The following is a 21,218-nucleotide window of genomic DNA, read 5'->3' as shown; positions in this document are numbered from 1 at the left end:
CTGGTTTGATAACATAAGTATGTAGCCGCTTTTGCCGTAACTGTGATAAGAAAGTTTTAAACCACCACTCCTCAAAGTGGGTGTTCGCAGAAACATTCCTGCCTGTCCTCCTTGTCTTATAGACAGAGGCTTGTCATTCCTGTTCCGATGTTAAACTCCCTATTTCAGCTTAAAGGTTAAAACTTTAGTATGATTACGTACAATGCAGCTTGTTTTATTATAATAATATAATTTACACGAGGATTCAATAGAAGTTTTTTCCTGTCTAGACCAATTAACTCTTTTCACTTAGCTTCAATGCGGTTTCAGTAATTTTCATATCCGTTTCCAGCTGTTTTTTTATGCGGATAATAGGTTCCCCTGCTGATCATGTCATTAGTTATTTTTTCATGAGTTTCTACCTGTAAGGGCAAATGCAATATTCCGGATGCCCGCTTTCGCGGAGAAAAAAATCCGTTGCAATTACCTGATCAGACATTCCGCCCATAGCTACCGATTTAATGAGACACAGGTTTTTAAAAACCAGAAGCTCATGAAGCTCCAATGTTTCATGCAAACCCATTTCACTCATCATAAATAATCCTCCCATACATTTATATACTCATTTTGCTCATATCCCACTTTCGAAACCTGTGGTATTTATTTCTTCTGCCAGGCACTGTGAATTACGCATAAAGCAGCTGAAAGAAGAAACATTAACAGTTAAAAGGAGGGGTAATTATGGACGAGTTAGGCCTTGGCTACCATGAAACAATGCAAACACATGAAGTTCTGAAAGCATGGTTATGAAGCATTTGATCCGAAAACAGAGGAATGCATTAAAGTTATACTAAAGCCTTAACCTGATTTTTTAGATACACCAGGTTACAAAGGAGAAATTGCAATTGGGACGAAAGTTTGAACGAAATCTGCTGCGCAGCCTGTTTATTTTCGGAATTGGGGCTTTTTTTCATCTGGTCAGAAAGCCTCCTATAAAAGACTGGCTTATCGTGTTCTTTTTGAAAAGCTATATTGCCACCTTCTTAGATAATCTCTTAGTGCGAAAAGGCTATCTCAAGTACCCGGTTAATCTGTTTAAAACGTTTGATGTCAGTGTACTATTCAGCTATATCATTTTTCCTGTCACGTGTGTTTATTTTAATCAGCAGACCCAAAATAGCGGACTAAAGGGCATCCTGCTGAAGTCCCTGATTTTTAGTGTTCCATCGGCAATCGCAGAGCATTTTCTTGAAAAACACACACAGTTAATCAAATATAAGAAATCATGGAATTCCTATTATAGCTTCGTATCTATATTGGCGACTTTCCTGATGACGCGCGGAATAATGGGATTGATTAGTAATTCTTCAGAAAAGCAAAAAATTCCGGCTCCAAAACAATAATTGGAGCTGGTTTCTTTATGAAGACTTCTTATCTTTCTCAAATTTTGGCGGTCCAGCCTTCCTGGCAAGAACACCTCCTTCATAAAACTTGCCGTATTTTCTTAAGATATCTCTCACCTCAGGAACGGTGGGGATTGTCTCATTTGCAGAATATGTAAGATAGTAGTTTTTTGTGTTTTTCCGATGGATGATCCAAGTAAAAAATCTCATCGCAAAACCATGTGTATTGTGATTACGGAATTTCGGCATCATCTTTCCGTCCCATACGGACATGGTCTGCCCGTTTCCCTTCCATTTCATTAGTTCGCCATTTAGTTCAGCATAGATTAGACCCGGTGCTTTTTTCATCTAATTCATTACCAATAATGTAAGCACCTGATTAATAAACAATTGAATGGGATTTAATCCTTCCCCTCTTGTCAGTGAGATAAATGCCTGTTCAGGCAGCACTTCCGGCTTATCACCCCAAACAAGCGTATTTGATCCGTCCATTTCCTTTATCGGTGTCCATTTTCTTTGTTCCATAACCTTCCCTCCTGATTTGGTAAATAATACCCAGCTATATAGGTATTCTTCAAAAGGAAGAATATTCCTTCAAAAAAAGAACGGAGGCTCAGGAGGCCTCCAAATAGTATTATCGATAAGATAGATCGGTTATTTCAAGAACCTGAACAGTGGTTTGATCCCTGTCAATCCGTACTTTGAGTTCGAAATGATCAAGCTGGTAGGTTAACTCTTCACACTTGGCTGATTCGTAACAAGTGACCGTTTTTGTCTTGTTAGCATCTCCATACATTTTAACAACTTCGGCCTTCGTAAAGGGAAGAGCAGGTAACATACGCGGGCTTAAATATTCCGGATATACAGCAAGACTGCCAATTGTACCATCCTTCATATTTAAGGTTGCCCTTACACCGGCACCATCAGCCTGGTAGTAAAGCGTTTTAATATTGAGCTGAGTCTCAGTCTTTTTTGGCTTTCCCATTCTCGATATGATGTCATCATAGGCATCTCCAGGCTTTAAGCCAAAAATTTGAAGCTCACCGCTGGAAAGAATGAAGGCATCTTTAATTCCTTCTTTTTTGACTGTCTCCAGCCCATTCACAGCATTCCTCCTGTCCTTAAAAGCACCTGCCTGCACACGGTAATAGGTTTTGCCATCAATGACAGCCGTGCTAATTGCGGCAGGGATTTCTTTTTTCTTCAGCAATGCTGCCCGCTTTTCCGCATTCTCTTTTTTACTGAAAGAACCGGCAATAATCTTATGGTATCCAGCTTCCTCCCCGGATAAAATGAGACGCTGACCGGGATAGATGGTCGTACCTGTTAAATCATTCAGCTCCTTAATCTGCGTCACATTCAGATGATGCTTCTTAGACAGGGAATAGATTGTATCCCCTTTTTTCACCACAGCTATTTCTTTATCTCCGCTGTGGTCCGCTAAAACTGATCCCCCTGAAAAAATAACTGCCAGAGATATGACGCCTGCTGCAATTGCGTGTTTAATTTTCTTCATTATTTTCACCTCATTATATATGACGAAGGGAAATAATGGATGTCGCAGAGGGACGAGCCTATTTTAGAAATTGGGCAGACGTTTCTTGGGGCTGTTCACTTTTCGGATTAACTCCCATTTTCCTAGTGGCTCGCTCATTTTCGGCTTTATTCCTTCGGATTAACTACCATTTTCCTGGTGGCTCGCTCATTTTCGGCTTTATTCCTTCGGATTAACTCCCATTTTCCTGGTGGCTCGCTCATTTTCGGCTTTATTCCTTTGGATTAACTCCCATTTTCCTGGTGGCTCGCTCATTTTCGGCTTTATTCCTTCAGATTAACTCCCATTTTCCTGGTGGCTCGCTCATTTTCGGCGTTATTCCCTCTAATTAACTACCATTTTCTCAGAGACCACGCTCTTTTCGATATTATTCCTTCTGATTAACTACCATTCTTCCTGAGACAGGTCTCTTTTCGGCGTTATTCATCCGGATTCAATCCTAATTTCGTTGAATGATATTCAATTTGGCCGTTAATCCCCATATCCTCTCAAAATCACTCTTTCAATCATAGAAAAGAGATGGCCCAAAAGCCATCTCCCTCCTTTTATGCTGGTGCATCAATTTCATCTTCAGCGATGTGTTTTTCGTTATATTCCACGTCTTTGCGGGCATTGTAGCGGTCCGCTTTTTCGAGGGTAACTGTGATGTTATAGTCAGGGATACCAGCGAATTTTTCGTAGCGGCCTCTTGGTAATAGGAAGTTTCCTTCAGGAAAATGGACTTCGACGTTGCCGCGGGCGATATCGACGAATTTAGCTCTGCCCTGGAAGACACCGAATCCGTTGTAAAGGACGATGCCTTCACCTTCTGCAATACTTAAGTCTTTTCCATCTTCAGCATTCATTAATACATCATATCTACCGGCACCATTCAGCGGGTCCACTTCTTTGTAGACCATGGAATTGAACTGCTTGCCGCGGCGGGATGTGACGATGAACTGGCCTTCTTTTTTGCCAAGGTCAGGAATATCGACCGTAATCAGTGTGCCTTTTCCATCCGGAGTCGGGCAAATGCCGTCCTCGCAAAGCCATGCTCCGCCCCATTGGAAGACATCCCCTGCTTTTTTCAGATGCTGGATGCCATCATAATTAGGATTCGCCACTGCAATTTCATCCCGGATTTCCTGTGCATCTTTAAAATCAACAAGATGGGCAGTTTCAGGCTTAACGCGTTTCGCCAGATCGATATAAATTTTCCACTCTTCGCGTGCCTCTTCAATCTTGTTTTTATTTCCTTCAATTTCAGGACTGAAGTACACCATTCTCTCCGTTGAAGTGGAGGTACCGCCGCCCTCCTGCTCGTACCTTGTTTTAGCAGGCAGCACGATTACCGCTTCTTTTGCATCAACAAGGGTAGACGTATTTAAAATAATATCCTGGTGAACGCGGATATCCAGTTCAGAAAGAGCTTTTTCGATAAAATCAGGATCTGGCATTGTCTCAAGGAAGTTACCGCCTGATAGATAGTAAAGCTTGATTTTCCGTTCATGGTCTTCAGGCAGCAGAATATTCTCCAGTGTCATCCCGACAATATCACCCTGCCATTTCTCAAGCTCAAAGCCCCAAAGATTTTGAATGCGGGTAAAATTGTCTCCATAAAAGTCACCGCCAGGCAATACGAATGGATCGGCACCCATTTCACCGCTTCCCTGTACAGATGAATGGCCGCGGAATGGCATCAAACCATTATGCTTTCGGCCCAGATGGCCGCGAAGCAGCGCAAGATTCGCAACCTGTGAGATATTATCTGTCGCAAAGGAATGCATGGTCAGGCCAAGAGCCCATGCATAGACAGCATTTTTGCTGTTCGCAAGCAGTTCCGCAAGCTCAATGATACGATCTTTCGTTACACCGGAAGATTTAATAATATCTTCCCATGACTGCTCTTTCACTTTCTTTTTCAAATCCTCGTAGCCATTCACATGCTCGTTTACAAAATTATGGTTGATGGCAGAACCGCGCTCCGCTTTCTCCATGTCAAACCAATGCTTCATGATGCCGTGCATAAAGGCAATGTCTCCGCCGATGTTGACCTGATAAAAGTCATCAGCGATTTTTGTGCCGAATAAAGCTGATTCAGGGTTTGATGGAATCCAGTATTTGTCCATCGCCGGCTCTTTATATGGATTAACGACAATAATTTTTGTGCCGTTCTTTTTCGCTTCAAGCATATATTTGGATGATACAGGCGAGCTGTTGGAAGCCACGCTTCCCCAGAATAAAAGGACATCCGTTCCGATCCAGTCAAGGTAGTTGGCTGTGGAAGCACCTACTCCAATGGAACGCTTCAACGCGGTTTTAGAAGGAGAATGGCAAATGCGGCTTGCATTATCGATATGATTCGTTCCCAGGAAGCGGGCAGCTTTTGCGGCCACATAATAGGATTCATTCGTAATTCCGCGGCTCGTCAGGTAGAACGCATACTGCTTTGGATCGAGCACCTTCATTTTTTCAGCAATCATGTTCATCGCATCATCCCAAGTGATCCGGGAGAATTTGCGCTCCCCTTTTCTGCGGATCATCGGATAAGGGATGCGGCCGAGCTTGCGAAGCTCCGTGCTGTCATATTTGCGCAGCTCATCAATATCAGCATGCAAAATGTCCGGTTTAATCGCACCGGCTGTGTTTAAACGAAGAACATTTAAACGTGTTGTACAAACATGCGGTCCTTTAAGCGTCTGGTCATAAAGACCGGAAACGCCAAGCGCACAGCCGTCGCAGACACCTTTTGTCAGTATATTTGTGGCATAGCCAATATTATCTTTGTTTTCCCATAGGATTTTTGCTGTATCCCTCATATGCTTTGGCTTTATTTTGCCAAGCCCGAACGGAATCGGACTCACCCAATGCTTTGGATCCGGCATGGCCTTTTTATTCTGAGGTCCTGGATGTTTTGTTTTTCCCATCTGAAACACTCCTTTATCTTTTTCTATTTAATAGAGATCCTGAATCTCTTAATTCTCAATGGTTAAGTTGCATTAATTATTGTATATGGGTAAATGGATTAAATTTTCCCTTTTTTCATAAAAAACCGCCGCAAAAAGCCTCTAAATACTAGATGCTGATTTCTGCGGCGGTTAGTCTTTAGCAGGGTCGCTGCCAAGTGCCATACCAATAGAAAAGCGGAAGCGCCTTGCTCAGATGAACTTCAACTAAAAACCGCCACGTCCTGTGGCGAACGTTGAAGCCAGCACATCCTGTGCAAGTCCGACAGGTATAAGACGAATCACGCAGGAAACCTCCCTAAGCAAGCTTGGGTCGGGCGATGTATCGCTGACGAAGCGTTCCTTGTCCTGATTTCTGGAGTGATTTGGCTTATGACCCGAGGGGCTAGGCGCTGGAGCTAGACACTATCTATCTTGAATGCTGTTATTATTAAAATTTAACTTGCCAAACGATCATTTGCTTCATTTTGCCTGCGCAATTTTTTCATATCAAAACGGATTAGGATTGACACAATGAGTGCCAACACAAAAAGTCCGGCAAAGCTTGTCAGACTTGAAGCATAGCTTCCTGTTGAATCCTTCATCCATGCTGCAAACATCGGGCCTGCAAGACCAGCTGCTGCCCAGGCTGTAAGGATGTAGCCGTGAATGGCGCCAAGCTGCTTCGTTCCAAAAACGTCGCCGATAAATGCCGGGATGGATGAGAATCCTCCGCCATACATGGTGTACACAACAGCAAGCATAATCTGGAAAAGAATCGCTTCTTTTGTGATCGGCAGCAAAAGGAATAGGGCGATCTGTGATACGAAGAAAATCGTATACGTGTTCGGGCGGCCAATATAGTCAGAAATGGATGCCCATGCAAGACGGCCCAGTCCATTAAAGATGCCAAGCACTCCTACAAGGGTGGCTGCTTCTGCCGTTGTCAGGCCTATGCTTTCCTGTGCCAGCGGCTTTGCAGCAGATAAAATCGCAATTCCGCACGTTACATTAATGAACAGCATGAACCATAAATAATAGAATCGGGTTGTCTTTACTGCTTCATTCGCCGTTAACTGTGCTAAATCCTGTTTGATTTTGATTTTTCCGGCTGCAGCTTTTTCCTTCATGCCTTCAGGTGCCCAGCCTTCAGGCGGCTTTTCTAGGTATAAAGATGATAATGTCATAATAATCAAGTATGCTGCACCTAAAATAAAGAACGTGTTAGCAGTACCAACAGATTTAATCAGACCATCCATGACAGGGCTCGCTACCGCTGCAGCAAAGCCAAATCCCATGATGGCCAGGCCAGTTGCAAATCCGCGGCGGTCAGGGAACCATTTTACCAGTGTGGATACAGGTGCAATATAGCCTACCCCTAAACCAATTCCCCCAAGAACGCCATAGGTTATGTACAAAAATGGCAATGAACCCATATTTACGGCCAATCCGGCTCCAAGCATGCCGGCCCCGAAAAATCCTGCTGCCAGAAGACCAGCCTTTTTTGGTCCATGCTTTTCAACAAAGTGGCCAAGAAATGCTGCTGACAATCCCAGAAATAGAATCGCCAAACTGAAGGTCAGCTGTACTTCCTTTGATGACCAGCCAAACTGCTCAATCAATGGATTGGTAAAGTTGCTCCAGGCGTAAACCGAACCGATGGAGATATGAATCCCTACGGCCGAGGCGGCAATCAGCCACCGATTTTTTGTCTTTTTCACTCTTTTTCCCCCTCGTAATACTTGTACCTTTGTAAAGCGGTTTCAAGATGGTTTCCTGAAACAAAAAAACCGCCAATCTCTCCCGCATTCCCGTATTGGGGTATGCTGAAGAAGGATTGACGGTTAGTATCAAGCAGGATGCGCTGCTTAAAGGACCAACTGTTAATCTAATAGAATCTGATGGCATTTTAACCGACGACAGGTTCGCTATCTCAAATCAAAATGTGACAGATTTTTGAACTAATAAAAATCATATCACTTTGAAATAACATGTTCAAGCCCTTTTAGCAATTTTTCACTATGCTGGTGTTGGTTTAAATACTAATAGCAGGTCCCGGTGTTCTTCTATTTATCTCCCTTTTTTCACATCATGAAGCAAATCCGGATGGTTTGTGAACATACCGGTTACTCCCCAATTGATCAGCTGCTTCATTCTTTCCTTGTCGTTGACAGTATACGGATGCAGTTCAAGACCGCTGTTCACAACCTTTTGAACATATTCCTCATTTAAATACGTATGGTTAGGACCAATGCCCATCGCGTACTGCTTTATTTCCATAATCTCTTCATCAGTTATTTCTGCGTTTGCTTTATATGAAATTAATTGTACAAGTTTAATAGCAGGGTCCAATTCATTCATCACTTTAAGACTTTGAGGGCTGAATGACTGGACGAGCAGTTTATCTTTATTAATCTTATACTTTTCAACCAGACGGAGCAGTTCTTTTTCCATGCCGGGATAAACATCCGGTGATTTTGTTTCAATGTAATAGCTGTTGTTTTTTCCAAACTTCTTGAAAACCTCTTCAAGTGTCGGCACCTTTAAGCCTTCGTATTCCGCTTTTGAAGCATACGGGTACTTCTCGTTAAACCAGCTGCCTGCATCAAGCTGCTTTATTTCATTTAAAGTATAATCCTTTACGGATCCTGTTCCATCTGTCGTCCGGTCTAGCGTCACGTCGTGCATCGCAATGAGATGCCCATCCTTTGTCATCTGCAAATCCAATTCAATATAATCCCCATGCATTTTCTCGCCCATGTCATATGCAGCGATTGTATGCTCAGGTGCATAAGCAGAAGCCCCGCGATGTGACACATTTACAATGTCCCTATGCATGTCTTTAGCCAGCGCCGCACCTCCTCCAAACGCATTTAGCCCAATAACTGCCGCACCAATAACCGAAATCATTTTCTTCTTCAATGTCTCCGTCCCCTATCTATAATGGTTTACACATTAAGAATAGTGACGAAATATTAACCCTGTTCTAATATTATGTAAAACCTGGGAGAATAATAGATTACAGGAATATTAATACAAGCCTTTCTGAATGGGTCACATTCACCATTGTAGAAACTTGTAATCTTTTTATAAGTTTTGTCGAATCTGTTTATTTGCCGGTTAATTTGTCGATAATAGAATATAATATTTCATCCCCGGATTAGGAGCCGAATCAATGAACACACCTTCGACTGCTATAAAAAAACTTCACAACGACATCGATGTCCTGCGCAAAAAGATGATTTCTGTTGGAAAAAACAAGGGATTGTCACACCCTGAAACGCTCATGTACTCAGAAGAGCTCGATAAGCTCATCTATAAAGTGCAGCGAAGCAAGCTCATCCATTAGAACAACCCTCAATATTTCAAAAAAACGCACACTCTTGTAAAGGAGTGTGTTTGTTTTATGATTAAACGCTCAATCGTGCATTTTTATTGAGAAAAACGAAAAAGTCCGCCATAATGAAAAGATAATAACTACAAGAAATGGAGATCATATGAAGAAAAAGTTCATGTTCCTATTAGCAATCGTACTTCTTGTTCTGACGGCCTGCGGTAAAGATCAGGCTCAGGAACCGATTACTTTAAAGGACCAAAGCGGCAATGAAGTTGCCTTCCCGCAGGACAAGCCAAGTGTCTTCTTCTTTATCACAACATACACCTGAGGACTCTGTCAGCAGCAGCTGGTCGAGCTGCATCAGAATATGGATAAATTAGAAGATCTGGATGCCAATATGTACATCGTCAGCAATGATCAGCCTGAGCAGCAGCTTGAGCTTTATCAGGCTCTGGAGGAAAAGATGGGTCAAAGCCTCCCTTTTATTTCTGATCCGGATATGAAGCTCATTGAACAGGCTGGCATGAAAAATGGCGACACTGCCTACAGAGGCTATGCAATTATGGATGCAAAAGGCAAAATTGTGCTCAATAAGGTCAATGACCATTGGGGAGAAGAAATCGATACAACTGCAGAAGACATAAAGAAGGAGCTTTCAAATTAAGAAAAGCGGAAGCGCCTTGCCCACGAAGGAACGCAGACTAAGAACGCCACGTCCTCCCAAAAGCTGTCGCTTTTGGTCGTGCGATGTTTATACTGACGAAGCCTTCCTTGTCCTGCGGACCTCAGGCATAAGCCGTTTCCTTCAGAAAGGAAACGGCTTATGACCCCGAGTCCCTAGGAGTCGAAACAAGACATAATTTAACCTCGAGGGGGCAGGTGCTGGAGCTTGACAGTTCTTGAAGTTAAATTTTCCTTTCTTAACTCTAAAAAAAACACGCTCGCGAGCGTGTTCATGAATTCCTGTCTCTATCTGTGAACTGGAGCATGGCGATAACAAACATACCGAAACTGATCATCAAAGACAACACTTCAAAGGTACCCATTTATACATCGCCTCCTTACCTTCAGCCTTCCCGGAAGCAAACTTGTCCTATACTCAGGATAAGTGCCTAATTAAAAATCCGTTCAAAAGACCTAAAAAGAGCCATCCGCATTGCAAAAATGCATGTGACTGGCTTTTTTTAAGAAATTATAAACTTTCCTTCACTCGGAATATATTTATTATCGCATAGCCTAAAATTACTTTCGTATAACTCTATTTATTTGCGTATAGCCAAATTTAACTTGCGTTTAAATCGAACTTTCCTTTCTGAATCCGCACATGTTTCCTTCTTAATGAATCAGCACTTAAATAGATTTCAATAACCAATAACAATAAAATGACCCAGATGCCTGTATTCAGGATGATAGCCTGCAAAGGGCTCTCGATGAAAAAGGTAAACGTAAAGAACATTGCTAAAGTAAAAATCCGGCTCCACTGTGTCACATCGTAGGTGAAGATGCCTTCTTTTAAGCCATACATTTGAATGCGCCATGCAAGTCTTATAATTTCAATAGCCTCAACAACCATAAAGACCAGGAAAACAACCAGCCAAAACCACATGGCAATCGAACCTGCAGCGATGCCCGATTTGAACATGGCAAGTCCGCTGATCGATAAAGCACCGTGAAAAATGCAATTGGTATTATTCCAGTCCTTCGCTAAATTCCATCCGCGAACAGCATAACGCTTCAGAATAAACCAGGCACTGATAAAATAAAAGAGCAATCCAGTAAAAATAAGAGCGGCATTCAAAAAGACAGGCACCTCTTTAAAAACTGTATTAAAAAGGAGCACAAGTGACTGTGTGCTGACAGTGGTCAGCAGCAGAACACCATGTGCCTGCCGGCCAAAAGGTGCAGCTCCCAGTTCCTTGAAACCTCTTATGCTGATCCAAATATAAATTATCCATAAGCCCGCATTCAGAATCGCCAGCGCCTGGGCTTCCGCACCTGCTCCAAACTGCCTGAAGAACATAATGCCGCAAATCGAAGTGCCGGCCACCCAGGTTCCGATGCCAAAGCGATTAATGGGATTAACGTAATGCAGCTCCTTGAACTCTCCTTTGGAAATGGTTATACCAATAGAGACGAGGAATGCCAGCCATAACGCTAAATCTGCTATACTGAGAATCTTGCCCAAGCTTCCCAAAAAGAAAGGCATCCCAAAATAATTGAGCAAAACGCCCTGTGTCACAATGCCAAATGCCATCACAGCCGCCATTGCAGCCGTATTGATATTAATTTGTTTCAGTATGATAAATACAACAGCCCCTATAAAAAGAAAGCCGAGCAAAAGAAAATATAACACTATAATCACCGTAATTAATTTATTTACTATAATTATAACATTCTATGCAAGTGGCACTTTTGCTGCGGATAAAAAAGGCAGTGCATTTTACATGCACTGCAGCTCTCTAAATCAGAACGTTTTTTCTATTTTCATTGCCTTCTACATTAACCCCCTCAAATGGAAGTTCAATTTCCATCTTCGTGCCTTCCCCAACTTTGCTTTCGATAGTTAAACGGCCATTATGGTTTTCGATAATTTTATAGCAAATCATCAGACCCAGCCCGGTTCCTTTTTCCTTTGTTGTATAGAAGGGTTCCCCGAGGCTTGGAATCCGGTCTTCCGAAATGCCTACCCCTTGATCTATGAATTGAACGGAAATGGTATTGCCGGTCTTTTTCATGACTTTAATCCTTAATTGGCCGCCGTCTGGCATTGCTTCAATCGCATTCTTAATAATATTCAGGAATACCTGCTTCAATTGGTTTTTTTCACAATAAATCATTGGGGCATGAAAATTATTTTCTACTATTATCTCGACGTTATTTAATATAGACTGGGTATTGCTCAGGAGAATCACTTCACTGATTAATTTTGTCAGGTCCTGCTTTTCAAAAATGTCTGCAGTCGGCTTGGCCAGCACTAAAAATTCACCGACAATTCCATTAATGCGATCCAGTTCCGAAAGCACAATATCAAAATACTCTTCTTTTTGGCTGCTGGATTTAAAAAGCTGAACAAACCCTTTGATCGAGGTAAGAGGATTACGGATTTCATGTGCTATTCCGGCTGCCATTTGCCCCAGAAGTGCCAATTTTTCTGATTTTCGTAGGAGCTTTTCCTGTTCTTCTTTTTTATCCGAAATATCTGTTCCTATCGAAAGTACGGCCTCTTTTCCTTCAAATCCGACACAAAGCGATGAAATCTCGAAAAATCTAGTGGTTCCATCAAAACGTTTTATTTTATATTCTATATTGTTTAAAAGCTGCTTCTCTGCCTTTATGTACTGATAACGTTCCTGCAAACGGCCTTTATAGTCCATCTCAATAAAATCAAGTAGCGACCTGCCAATTAATGCAGCTTTATTTGTTGCCGACAATTCGGTGACTGCAGAGGAGTTTGCATACAAGATCTCAAAGTCCTTATGTATGAGCACGGAAACGGGAAGTGATTCCAGAAGCATTTTATAGCTTTCCTCGCTGGCCCGCGCTTTTTCTGCATAGTACCTGCTTTTGTCAAACTGCCAGCCTACAAACCAGGCAATACCTGTAAATAGAAAAAAATCAAAAGTAAAAAACGTTTCATGCGAGAAAATGGTTTGATAAGAGGTAAATAGAACCGAAATAATCACAAGTGAAATTTGACCTGTCCGTTTACTCATATAGTCCTCATTTTTGTGTTTTTCTATTATTTTAGCATTAAGCGGGAGGGTAACGATATCAATTTTTATAATTTATTCATAATAGAATCAGCATTATTCGATTAAAAAAACCTGCCTAGGGAAGCCTGATAATCCCCGGGCAGGTTAAATTAAGCCTATTTATTCTTTGGAGCAAGCTCTACTGCCTGACTCATTGCCTCCATTAAGCTTTTCTCGTCAGCTATGCCTTTTCCGGCAATATCAAAGGCTGTACCATGATCAACGCTTGTACGGATGATGGGAAGGCCGACTGTGATATTAACCCCGGCATCCAGCCCTAATACCTTAACTGGCCCATGCCCCTGATCATGATACATGGCTACGACAATATCAAAGTCGCCTCGCACAGCTCTGAAAAATAATGTGTCAGCCGGCAGCGGCCCTATAGCATTAATCCCCTCTGCCTGTGCTTTCTCTACTCCAGGAACGACTTTTTCTTCCTCTTCGCCATATCCGAATAATCCATTTTCGCCTGCATGAGGATTGATTCCGCAAACAGCGATTTTAGGTGATTCAATGCCGGCTTTTTTCAATGTGTCATGAGCCAGCTTCAGTACGTGATACACTCTTTCCGGGTTGATCATTTTTACTGCATCAATAATTCCGACATGTGTTGTCACGTGGATAACTCTTAAGTTTGGTGCGGATAACATCATGGAATAATCTTTCGTATTGGTCAAATCCGCTAAAATCTCTGTATGGCCTGGATACATATGGCCGCCCTTTTGTAATGCTTCCTTGTTTAAAGGTGCAGTACAGATCGCATCAATCCGATTTTCTTTTGCCATTTCGATCGCTTTGGCTAAGTATTGAAATGCTGCGTTCCCAGCCTCCGGAGACACCTGCCCAATTGGGAGGTCTTCCGGCAGAAGGTCCAAATCAAGGCAATGTACTACCCCATGCTTATACGGGATCTCGCGTAATTGCTCTGCACTTACCGCTTCAATAACAAGCCCGCTGTTAACAAATGATTTGGCCCGCTCTAAAATTTTTTTATCACCAATGACAAGCGGGTTGCTTATTTCATACATTTCAGCATCGGCAAGGCTTTTTAAAATTATTTCCGGTCCTACCCCCGCTGCATCCCCCATTGTAATGCCTACTACTGGTTTAGTTTGACTCATTGCACTCAACCTTTCTTGTCATATAATGTATTGCATTCACCAGGGATTGCTCATTGCCGAATCCCCCTGCTTTTGTTACAGCCCAATAGCCTTTTTTCCTGCTGCGCAGCCGGCCAAAAGGGAGACCCGGCTCTATTTCTGCATAGAGCTCCATTTCCTGTATACCCAATTCTGAACAAGCAGCTTTTGCAATGTCCCCGCCTGTTAAAATCAAGCCGTCGAGTTCCGGGAACTTATTTACAAGTCTGTTTGCAATTTGCCCCAGTCCCATGGCAATCCGTTCGCCAATCTCATTCCCTGATAATCCTAATGCCTCTCCCGCTATACGGGCTGCATCCCGATTCTGATCGGAAGAATCTACATAAACAACAAAATGGGTATTATCCTGATTTTGTCCAATTTTCTCAATGACTTCTTCAAAATCTATTGACTGATCAACCAATTGGATAGGATTGATTTCTGCGAAATAAGATTGATCAAGTTCTCTAATCCGGGAAAGCTGTTTTCTTGTAACCTGTGACAGACTCCCTGAAACTGTGAGTGTTTTCCTGATGTTATTTTCCTCATGAGCATTTTCATTATGAGATTTAAGCTTTAATGCTTCGGGTAAATATTCAACTAGAGCACCAGAACCAGTCCAAACCGTTTTTTTCTGAAGGCTTGTGAAAATCTCGGCAATTACCTGCAGATCCTCTTCTCTTTCACTGTCGCATACAATCCAGTTCTTACCCGCCGCTAAAACTTCTTCAATGAATTTAAGGAGTTTTGCTTTGTCCCCGCGGATCAAAGCCAGATCAATCAATGCAATATCCATTCCTGCATCCTTTTTTAACATGTGAGGAAGAAAGCTTTCCGTTACAGGTGTCTTTGGATCCCTTCCAAACTCTGTTTCTGTAATCAGTTCACCATTTACATAATGATGTCCAGATACCGTTGTACGATTCATTTTGGGAAATGCTGGGGCAATAACAACGATTTCCGGCTGATATACCTTTTCAAGCGCTGCCAGTTCAGCTGATATATTTCCTCTCAAAGTTGAATCCACTTTTTTATAGACATGAGCATAGCCTTTTTCAAAAAGAAGAGAAGCAGCTTTTTCTACTGCTTCATATGCTTCTTCTTGTGTTTTTGCACGGCTGTCCGTATCCACAATTAAGACATCAGGGTCAGATTGAATGTTTTTCCCGGTAAGATCCATCATAACAGTGGCAGTCAGCCCTTTTTTTGCCAGCTGCACTCCTGAATCATTAGCGCCAGTCAAATCATCCGCGATAATGCCAAATTTTTCAGACACAAGAAACACATCCTTAACCATTAACTTTCTTCAGTTTTCCTTCATTAAACTCATAACCTTTTCTCTCTAGACGCTTAACCAAAAACGCTATATAGAGCGGAAGCAGAATTGCGGTTGTCACAGTAGATGCAGCAACCTGAACTGTCGCCAATTCAGCATACTGCGCAAACCCGGCGCTTGCGGCTGCAATGGCAGCTGGTGTTGCTACAGCATTTCCGGCCGTTGAACCTTCAGCAGCACCTACAATTGGATTCCACTTAAAGGCTTTAAACACTAGATACCCAGCTGTACCCGTTACGAATACTGTTAACAGGCCAAGGATAATACCTGATAGACCACCTTCTACAATGGCACCGAAGTCAATCCCCATTCCAAGGGCGAAAGCGAAAAATGGAATGAGCATGGAGCTTCCATTATCAAGGAATCCGCGCATTTCTTCATCCAGGTTACCCAATACCATACCAACCAGGATTGGAAGCAGTACGGCAATGAAGGATTGCAGTGAGAACATGCCATCAACAAAGCCCATAGCACCAAATATGGATAGGGCCACCATTGTTAGAAACGGACCGTCATTTAGTGCCAGCAATGAATAAGCTGCACGGTCTTCCTTGCTCCCATACTGGCCGACAAGTGCGACGAATAGGCCGCCATTACTGTTCGTCATAGCTGCAATAATCGCAATTGGAGCCAAACCCAGCCAAAGGCCATTTTCACCTGCAAACATGTAAGCGATTAACCCGAATGCCGCACCTACTACCCACTTCGTAGCTAAAAGGGTTGCCCCTTTTCCTATTGAAACACCAAATGATTTTACGTTAATTTGAGCACCTGTACATAGCAGGAATAAAGCGATTAAAGCTGATGCACCGTCAACAAACAATGCTTGAGTAAAATTTCCGATACGGAGCAAGTCAGGTGCAAAAGTATTAAGTATTGCTGCAATTAGCAACGGAACTACCATCATTCCGCCTGGAATTCGTTCAAGAGTTGCTTTGATCTTCATAATTTTAACATCCCCTTTATATATGTTTCAATTTTAAACATTATTGAAAACGATTACAGCTTTATATTAAACGCTTTCAATGCAAAATTCAACACTTTTCACAGAAATATAGTTTGGTATTTTCTAGATTTATATTATTTGTTGCAATTTTAAACACTTATTAAACAAAAAAAAGAAGCTGAATACTACTGCTTCAGCTTCCTCCACAATGTCGACCGATTAATGCCCAACCGTTTTGACACCTTTGTTTGATTTTGGTTTTCTTCTTCCATAACTGCTTCGATAATTCGTTTTTCAATCTGATCCAACGTTCCATTTAACAGACTGTCTTCAATTTGAACTGGCCTGTGCTTCAGATTCAGCTGTCTTGAAACAGTCTCTTTACTGATGGTATAACCTTTCTCAGCTGCTAAGACATCAAAAAGGAATGCTTTCAGCTCAGCCGTATTGCCAGGCCATTTATATTGCTCCAGCAGCTCCATCGCATCCTCCCTGATTTTTACAGCGGAGGTTCCATACTGCTGATGAAAATGGGCAATAAAGTAAGCTGTTAAAGCTCTTATATCATCCTTGCGTTCTAATAAAGAGGGGATATAGATGCGAACGGCTTCTTCATTATAAAGAAGGGAATAGAACTCCTGCATTTCACTGGGCAGGGACAGAATTACTTCTTTCCCTGATTCTGCCCAGCTTTGACACTGCTTTAACAAATGGGGCTTCTCTTCTGCTGATATGTCCTCAGCGCCGTAAACATATATAGATCGGACGTCGTCATCAAAGGGATCCATACCTCTTCTTGTTTCCTTTGCATGTATAGAAAGCAGCAACCCGGCCCCCTGATGCTTTAAGTAATGGATATAGCGCGCTAATAATCCTTTTCCAGTGCCGGCAGCACCAATTAAAAGCCATAAATTTCGGTTTATTCCTGCAGAAATAGCAGCCAGACAATCTTTCATTGCGTCACTCTCATTGATGATCATCGGCAGCTGCGACACTGATTCAACGTTAAGATCTTCTGAAGAACTCTTCATATGATTAAGCTCTTTAATAATGAATTGAGTATAGATTTCATTCGCAATTTCAAGGTTTGAAACCTGAACTTTAAGCATGTCTCCCATAATACCTTCTATCATTTCAACAGACTCTGCATTTCCCTTCCGGTGTACAAGACTCTGTATATCACTTACGAGAATGGGAGGAGAGGAAAAAGTATTCCATTGTTCAAAGACACATTCAGCATTACTGTCCAAAATGATAATATTATCAGTATTCTTCTTTATGATTGCCCGAAGCAGGTCGTTTTCCTGCTGTTTTCTGCGAAAAGAATGATACACCGATTTCACTTTTTGGAACGAATCAAAGATTGCTTCACGGCCGGATTGTATCAGGATTCCCTCGAGACCTGCTTTAGCAGCAGCTTCCATCGTTACAACGTCACCCATGATCAATTCAAAACCCTTGAATTTCAGTTCCAGAACAAGGGTTTCTACTTCCTCTTCCTTTTGAATCGTAAAAACCTCTATACCAATATCCAATATGTCAGTAATCGTTTTGGCACCAAGCGTTATGTTGGAAAAGCCCACAATCGCTTTCTTACCTGGAAAATCATTGGCAAGGGTTAACACCCGAAGCATATCATACCCGGATACCTGAATATCGATAACAGGGATATTTGTTTCCTGTTGGATCAGCTTTGCGGTTCCACCTCTGCTGATGATCATATCAATACCTTCAGATTCGGCATTATACACATGGGGGAGTGCCTGCCCCAGATTTCCAGTTGCTATTTTAATGTCCAGTTCTTTTTCCTCTTTCCTGCATTCCTCAATTAATGGAAGCATAGCAGGATAAGGAGCAATAAATAATGTCTTTATTTTCATCGCATTCACCTAAATGTATCTTACCATTCATTTCTAAGAGGCACCAATAAATAGGAAAATAGGTCAAGAGTTTTAAAAAGTTATGGCAGCTTATTTCTTCACCTGCCCATTCCCTTTCACAATATATTTCGTCGATGTCAGTGCCGGCAGCCCCATCGGACCACGGGCATGGAGCTTTTGGGTGCTGATGCCGATTTCAGCTCCGAACCCAAACTCGAAGCCATCTGTGAAACGGGTGGATGCATTATGGTAAACTGCCGCTGCATCGACTTCATTCAGGAATTTTTGCACATTTTCCGGGTGTGATGAAATAATCGCTTCAGAATGTTTTGTCCCAAAGCGGTTGATATGAGTAATGGCCTCGTCCACGCTTTCCGTCACTTTCATTGCGACTTCCAAGCCTAGGTATTCAGCGGCCCAATTCTCTTCCACGGCCGGGATGATTCCTTCCCCGCTGACACCTTCACCGCCATGAATCACAACCCCTTTTTCCTTTAGCGCATTAACAAGATCGTTCAGCCCCTGCCAATCTCTGTGAACAAGGATCGTTTCGCAGGCATTGCAAACGGACGGACGCTGTGTTTTGGCATTAACCGCTATGCTAATCGCCATTTCCTTAGCAGCACTTTCATCAATATAGATATGGCAATTGCCGGCACCAGTTTCAAGCACCGGGACTGTGGACTGTTCAACAACTGTCTGAATCAGCTTTGCTCCTCCCCGCGGAATCAGGACATCCAGGTAATCGTTCAGCCTGAACATAGCTGATGCAGTTTCCCGGCTTGTATCTTCAATAAGCTGAACCGCTTCACGCGGCAGGTCACTCTTATCCAAAGCATGATGAATCACTTGCACAATCGCTTTATTGGAATGAATGGCAGTTGAACTTCCTCGCAGCATAACAGCATTGCCTGTCTTCAAGCATAAGCTGGATGCATCGACCGTTACATTGGGACGCGCTTCATAGATCATGCCGACAACTCCAAGCGGGACCCGGACCTGTGTTATCTCAAGCCCGTTCGGGCGTTCCCAATCGGAAATAATCTCCCCAACTGGATCTTCCAGCCGGACAAGCTGGAGAAGTGCGTCTGCCATATCCTCAATGCGGGCTTCATTTAACCTCAGACGGTCCAATAAAGCATCGCTCATTCCATTTTTCCTTCCTTCGTCCAGGTCCTTATCATTTTCTGTTAAAATAAAATTCTTTTCCTGCATCAGCTGTCCTGAGATCAGTTTGAGCGCACGATTTTTTTGCTGTGTCGTCTTTTTCGCCAGCTCTGCCGCTGCCTTTTTCGCTTTTTGGCCTTTATGAATTAACTCCATGAACTTTTCTCCTTTCTTTTCTGGGTTACCCAGTGATCCCGGTGAATGACAACCCGGCTGTCACTCCCGGCCAGCTGCATGGCTTCCGCACTGGATAGCCCTTTAATAGCCCGAAGCTCATCGGATGAGAAGTTAACCTGCCCCTTGCCGATCAAATCTCCTTTTGGGCCAATCACTTCCACTACATCCTGAATATGAAAATGGCCTGTTATGCTGGTCACACCTGCAGGCAGAAGGCTTTTTCCCTGAGTTACTATGGCCTGTGCAGCACCGTGATCCACTTCAATTTTCCCATTCGGAACAGAATGCAGCGCAAGCCACTGCTTGGAGGTTTTGACACTCGGCTGTGACCCCGTGCCAATATAAGTCCCATCCCCTTTGCCTTCAAGGATCTCAATCAGCTTTTCCTCACCATGCCCGACACCTATGAAAACCTGCACACCCAGTGCCAGAGCTGTCCTTGCCGCCGCAAGCTTTGTCACCATTCCGCCGGTTCCCACCTTTGAGCCTGACCCTGCAGCAGCATTCATCAATTCCTCGGTTATTTCTGAAATAAAATTGAACTTTTTTGCTTCTGAATTTGTGCGGGGATTGGAATCATAAATTCCATTCACATCTGTCAGGATGATCAGGCGGTGTGCCTGTACCAGCCCGCAGACAAGTGCTGACAGCATATCGTTATCACCAAAGGCCAGCTCCTCAATTGATACAGAATCATTTTCGTTAATGATCGGAAGTACATTCCGCTTCAATAGTTCAGACAATGTGGCATGTGCATTTTGATATTGCTCCTTATGAAGGAAGTTTTGCCTAGTCAGCAGCAACTGCGCTGCAACGATGCCATGCTTTTTGAATGCTTCCGTATATCCCTGCATTAATAACCCCTGGCCCACTGCGGCGGCTGCCTGTTTTCCGGCTATGGTCACCGGGCGTGAAGGATAGCCAAGATCCGCAAACCCTGCAGCAACGGCTCCGGATGAAATTAAAATAACTTCATGCCCCTTCTCCTTCAGCCGTGAAAGGGCAGCTGCATGCCCCTCCAGCTTTTCCATGCACAATCCGCCATTGTTATTAGTCAGCGAACTGCTTCCTATTTTCACAACAATCCGTTCCTTCTTCACTAAGACACCACCCTTAAGTAAAAAACGTTCGCCCGCTTCATGAAGCGGAATAAAGTGAAACTTCAATCAGTGGGGGTTTTCCTATCCCCCACTGATTGTTAGTTGAACCAATCGGGCCTTTACGGGCAGTTTGACCCCTACTTATCCTCCTTTGATTCCTCTGAGTCTTGAAGTGGGGGTCTTACTGCCCGTTAGACTGCGATAAAAAAAGCCCTCCCATCCCTAAAAAAAGGACGGAAGAGCTTTGTCTTTCGCGGTACCACCTTCATTGGCACTCCACACTGCAAGTGCCCGCTTTAAAAATCCTATAACGCCGGAAATTCGGCCAGGTTTGCCTGGCAGCTCAAGGGCTAGGTTCAATAGCTTTGCAGGCTGCAGGACCTTTCAGCCGGTGAATCCCGCTCTCTTCTTGCCTGAGTTCTATTTACTGATTCCCTGTCAATGCTGTTGGTATTTTCATAAGATTAGAATTATTATGCATGCTTCAGTATTTTATGTCAATGATTAATTTGCTGATTTA

At 43.0% G+C, this 21,218-nt stretch carries 19 protein-coding genes, 1 other RNA gene and 1 pseudogene; 4 read left to right on the top strand and 17 right to left on the bottom strand.

The window, feature by feature from the left end:
* Positions 1–18: 18 nt before the first annotated feature.
* Together ssrS and AC3WTL_RS04125 are read right to left on the bottom strand one after the other, a co-directional pair.
* A non-coding RNA gene (gene ssrS / locus AC3WTL_RS04130) (6S RNA) lies at positions 19–214 on the bottom strand.
* 183 nt (positions 215–397) lie between these two features.
* Entirely contained in the window at positions 398–574 is a 177-nt protein-coding gene (locus AC3WTL_RS04125) for a hypothetical protein (RefSeq protein WP_241746690.1), read from the bottom strand.
* Positions 575–884: 310 nt separating this feature from the next.
* On the opposite strand from AC3WTL_RS04125, the gene AC3WTL_RS04120 reads away from it, so the two are divergent.
* Positions 885–1,382, top strand: coding sequence for a CBO0543 family protein (locus tag AC3WTL_RS04120; RefSeq protein WP_250800386.1), 498 nt, complete (start codon positions 885–887; stop codon positions 1,380–1,382).
* Positions 1,383–1,397: 15 nt separating this feature from the next.
* On the opposite strand, the gene AC3WTL_RS04115 is transcribed toward AC3WTL_RS04120, so the two are convergent.
* From AC3WTL_RS04115 to AC3WTL_RS04090, 6 genes are all read right to left on the bottom strand, one after another.
* The gene (locus tag AC3WTL_RS04115; protein ID WP_492369071.1) at positions 1,398–1,730 is read right to left on the bottom strand and encodes a hypothetical protein; all 333 of its coding nucleotides are present in this window, start codon (positions 1,728–1,730) and stop codon (positions 1,398–1,400) included.
* Entirely contained in the window at positions 1,731–1,907 is a 177-nt protein-coding gene (locus AC3WTL_RS04110; protein WP_492369070.1) for a hypothetical protein, read from the bottom strand.
* Between the two features lie 109 nt (positions 1,908–2,016).
* A complete protein-coding gene (locus AC3WTL_RS04105) occupies positions 2,017–2,898 on the bottom strand; it encodes a LysM peptidoglycan-binding domain-containing protein (RefSeq protein ID WP_492369069.1) in 882 nt (293 codons plus the stop codon).
* A gap of 584 nt (positions 2,899–3,482) precedes the next feature.
* The gene (locus AC3WTL_RS04100) at positions 3,483–5,843 is read right to left on the bottom strand and encodes an FdhF/YdeP family oxidoreductase (RefSeq protein ID WP_492369068.1); all 2,361 of its coding nucleotides are present in this window, start codon (positions 5,841–5,843) and stop codon (positions 3,483–3,485) included.
* A gap of 476 nt (positions 5,844–6,319) precedes the next feature.
* Positions 6,320–7,582: an L-lactate MFS transporter gene (locus AC3WTL_RS04095; protein WP_197215585.1), complete on the bottom strand. Its 1,263-nt coding sequence runs from the start codon at positions 7,580–7,582 to the stop codon at positions 6,320–6,322.
* A gap of 349 nt (positions 7,583–7,931) precedes the next feature.
* Entirely contained in the window at positions 7,932–8,783 is an 852-nt protein-coding gene (locus tag AC3WTL_RS04090; protein ID WP_248347551.1) for a glycerophosphodiester phosphodiesterase, read from the bottom strand.
* 253 nt (positions 8,784–9,036) lie between these two features.
* Here AC3WTL_RS04090 and AC3WTL_RS04085 point away from each other — a divergent pair, with 253 nt between their 5' ends.
* The 3 genes and pseudogenes from AC3WTL_RS04085 to AC3WTL_RS04075 all read left to right on the top strand — a co-directional run.
* Positions 9,037–9,210, top strand: a complete 174-nt coding sequence (locus AC3WTL_RS04085) for an aspartyl-phosphate phosphatase Spo0E family protein (RefSeq protein WP_082139027.1) — start codon at positions 9,037–9,039, stop codon at positions 9,208–9,210.
* A gap of 148 nt (positions 9,211–9,358) precedes the next feature.
* Entirely contained in the window at positions 9,359–9,526 is a 168-nt protein-coding gene (locus tag AC3WTL_RS04080) for a hypothetical protein (RefSeq protein ID WP_197087752.1), read from the top strand.
* Positions 9,527–9,541: 15 nt separating this feature from the next.
* Positions 9,542–9,862, top strand: a pseudogene (locus AC3WTL_RS04075) (redoxin domain-containing protein); the annotation flags it as partial.
* 289 nt (positions 9,863–10,151) lie between these two features.
* On the opposite strand, the gene AC3WTL_RS04070 reads toward AC3WTL_RS04075, so the two are convergent.
* The 9 genes from AC3WTL_RS04070 to proB all read right to left on the bottom strand — a co-directional run bounded on the left by AC3WTL_RS04070 (position 10,152) and on the right by proB (position 20,698).
* The gene (locus AC3WTL_RS04070) at positions 10,152–10,244 is read right to left on the bottom strand and encodes a putative holin-like toxin (protein ID WP_226618119.1); all 93 of its coding nucleotides are present in this window, start codon (positions 10,242–10,244) and stop codon (positions 10,152–10,154) included.
* Positions 10,245–10,480: 236 nt separating this feature from the next.
* Positions 10,481–11,551, bottom strand: a complete 1,071-nt coding sequence (locus tag AC3WTL_RS04065; RefSeq protein ID WP_492369067.1) for a TDT family transporter — start codon at positions 11,549–11,551, stop codon at positions 10,481–10,483.
* A 106-nt stretch (positions 11,552–11,657) separates the two neighbouring features.
* Positions 11,658–12,911, bottom strand: coding sequence for an ATP-binding protein (locus tag AC3WTL_RS04060; protein ID WP_197249794.1), 1,254 nt, complete (start codon positions 12,909–12,911; stop codon positions 11,658–11,660).
* Between the two features lie 155 nt (positions 12,912–13,066).
* Positions 13,067–14,074: a 4-hydroxythreonine-4-phosphate dehydrogenase PdxA gene (gene pdxA, locus AC3WTL_RS04055; protein WP_492369066.1), complete on the bottom strand. Its 1,008-nt coding sequence runs from the start codon at positions 14,072–14,074 to the stop codon at positions 13,067–13,069.
* Positions 14,061–15,368, bottom strand: coding sequence for a four-carbon acid sugar kinase family protein (locus tag AC3WTL_RS04050; protein WP_197249792.1), 1,308 nt, complete (start codon positions 15,366–15,368; stop codon positions 14,061–14,063). Before AC3WTL_RS04050 ends, pdxA begins: the two co-directional genes overlap by 14 nt.
* A 13-nt stretch (positions 15,369–15,381) precedes the next feature.
* A complete protein-coding gene (locus AC3WTL_RS04045; protein WP_163145203.1) occupies positions 15,382–16,374 on the bottom strand; it encodes a 2-keto-3-deoxygluconate permease in 993 nt (330 codons plus the stop codon).
* A 185-nt stretch (positions 16,375–16,559) separates the two neighbouring features.
* Positions 16,560–18,254, bottom strand: coding sequence for a sigma-54-dependent Fis family transcriptional regulator (locus AC3WTL_RS04040; protein WP_492369065.1), 1,695 nt, complete (start codon positions 18,252–18,254; stop codon positions 16,560–16,562).
* 90 nt (positions 18,255–18,344) lie between these two features.
* Positions 18,345–19,577: a glutamate-5-semialdehyde dehydrogenase gene (locus tag AC3WTL_RS04035; RefSeq protein WP_492369064.1), complete on the bottom strand. Its 1,233-nt coding sequence runs from the start codon at positions 19,575–19,577 to the stop codon at positions 18,345–18,347.
* A complete protein-coding gene (proB, locus tag AC3WTL_RS04030; RefSeq protein WP_222500607.1) occupies positions 19,568–20,698 on the bottom strand; it encodes a glutamate 5-kinase in 1,131 nt (376 codons plus the stop codon). The genes AC3WTL_RS04035 and proB overlap by 10 nt, the downstream gene beginning before the upstream one ends.
* Positions 20,699–21,218: the final 520 nt, after the last annotated feature.

The sequence above is a fragment of the Cytobacillus sp. EB106-05-05-XG126 genome, from assembly GCF_058791715.1.
The sequence above is the reverse complement of the archived record's forward strand: the minus strand, read 5'-3'. Positions and strand labels throughout refer to the sequence as shown.

Excerpts from the sequence above, each read along its gene's own strand:
- AC3WTL_RS04125 (WP_241746690.1), bottom strand. The coding sequence starts at position 574 with ATGATGAGTGAAATGGGTTTGCATGAAACATTGGAGCTTCATGAGCTT.
- AC3WTL_RS04115 (WP_492369071.1), bottom strand. The coding sequence starts at position 1,730 with ATGAAAAAAGCACCGGGTCTAATCTATGCTGAACTAAATGGCGAACTA.
- AC3WTL_RS04110 (WP_492369070.1), bottom strand. The coding sequence starts at position 1,907 with ATGGAACAAAGAAAATGGACACCGATAAAGGAAATGGACGGATCAAAT.
- AC3WTL_RS04105 (WP_492369069.1), bottom strand. The coding sequence starts at position 2,898 with ATGAAGAAAATTAAACACGCAATTGCAGCAGGCGTCATATCTCTGGCA.
- AC3WTL_RS04100 (WP_492369068.1), bottom strand. The coding sequence starts at position 5,843 with ATGGGAAAAACAAAACATCCAGGACCTCAGAATAAAAAGGCCATGCCG.
- AC3WTL_RS04085 (WP_082139027.1), top strand. The coding sequence starts at position 9,037 with ATGAACACACCTTCGACTGCTATAAAAAAACTTCACAACGACATCGAT.
- AC3WTL_RS04080 (WP_197087752.1), top strand. The coding sequence starts at position 9,359 with ATGAAGAAAAAGTTCATGTTCCTATTAGCAATCGTACTTCTTGTTCTG.
- AC3WTL_RS04070 (WP_226618119.1), bottom strand. The coding sequence starts at position 10,244 with ATGGGTACCTTTGAAGTGTTGTCTTTGATGATCAGTTTCGGTATGTTT.
- AC3WTL_RS04060 (WP_197249794.1), bottom strand. The coding sequence starts at position 12,911 with ATGAGTAAACGGACAGGTCAAATTTCACTTGTGATTATTTCGGTTCTA.
- pdxA (WP_492369066.1), bottom strand. The coding sequence starts at position 14,074 with ATGAGTCAAACTAAACCAGTAGTAGGCATTACAATGGGGGATGCAGCG.
- AC3WTL_RS04045 (WP_163145203.1), bottom strand. The coding sequence starts at position 16,374 with ATGAAGATCAAAGCAACTCTTGAACGAATTCCAGGCGGAATGATGGTA.
- AC3WTL_RS04040 (WP_492369065.1), bottom strand. The coding sequence starts at position 18,254 with ATGAAAATAAAGACATTATTTATTGCTCCTTATCCTGCTATGCTTCCA.
- AC3WTL_RS04035 (WP_492369064.1), bottom strand. The coding sequence starts at position 19,577 with ATGGAGTTAATTCATAAAGGCCAAAAAGCGAAAAAGGCAGCGGCAGAG.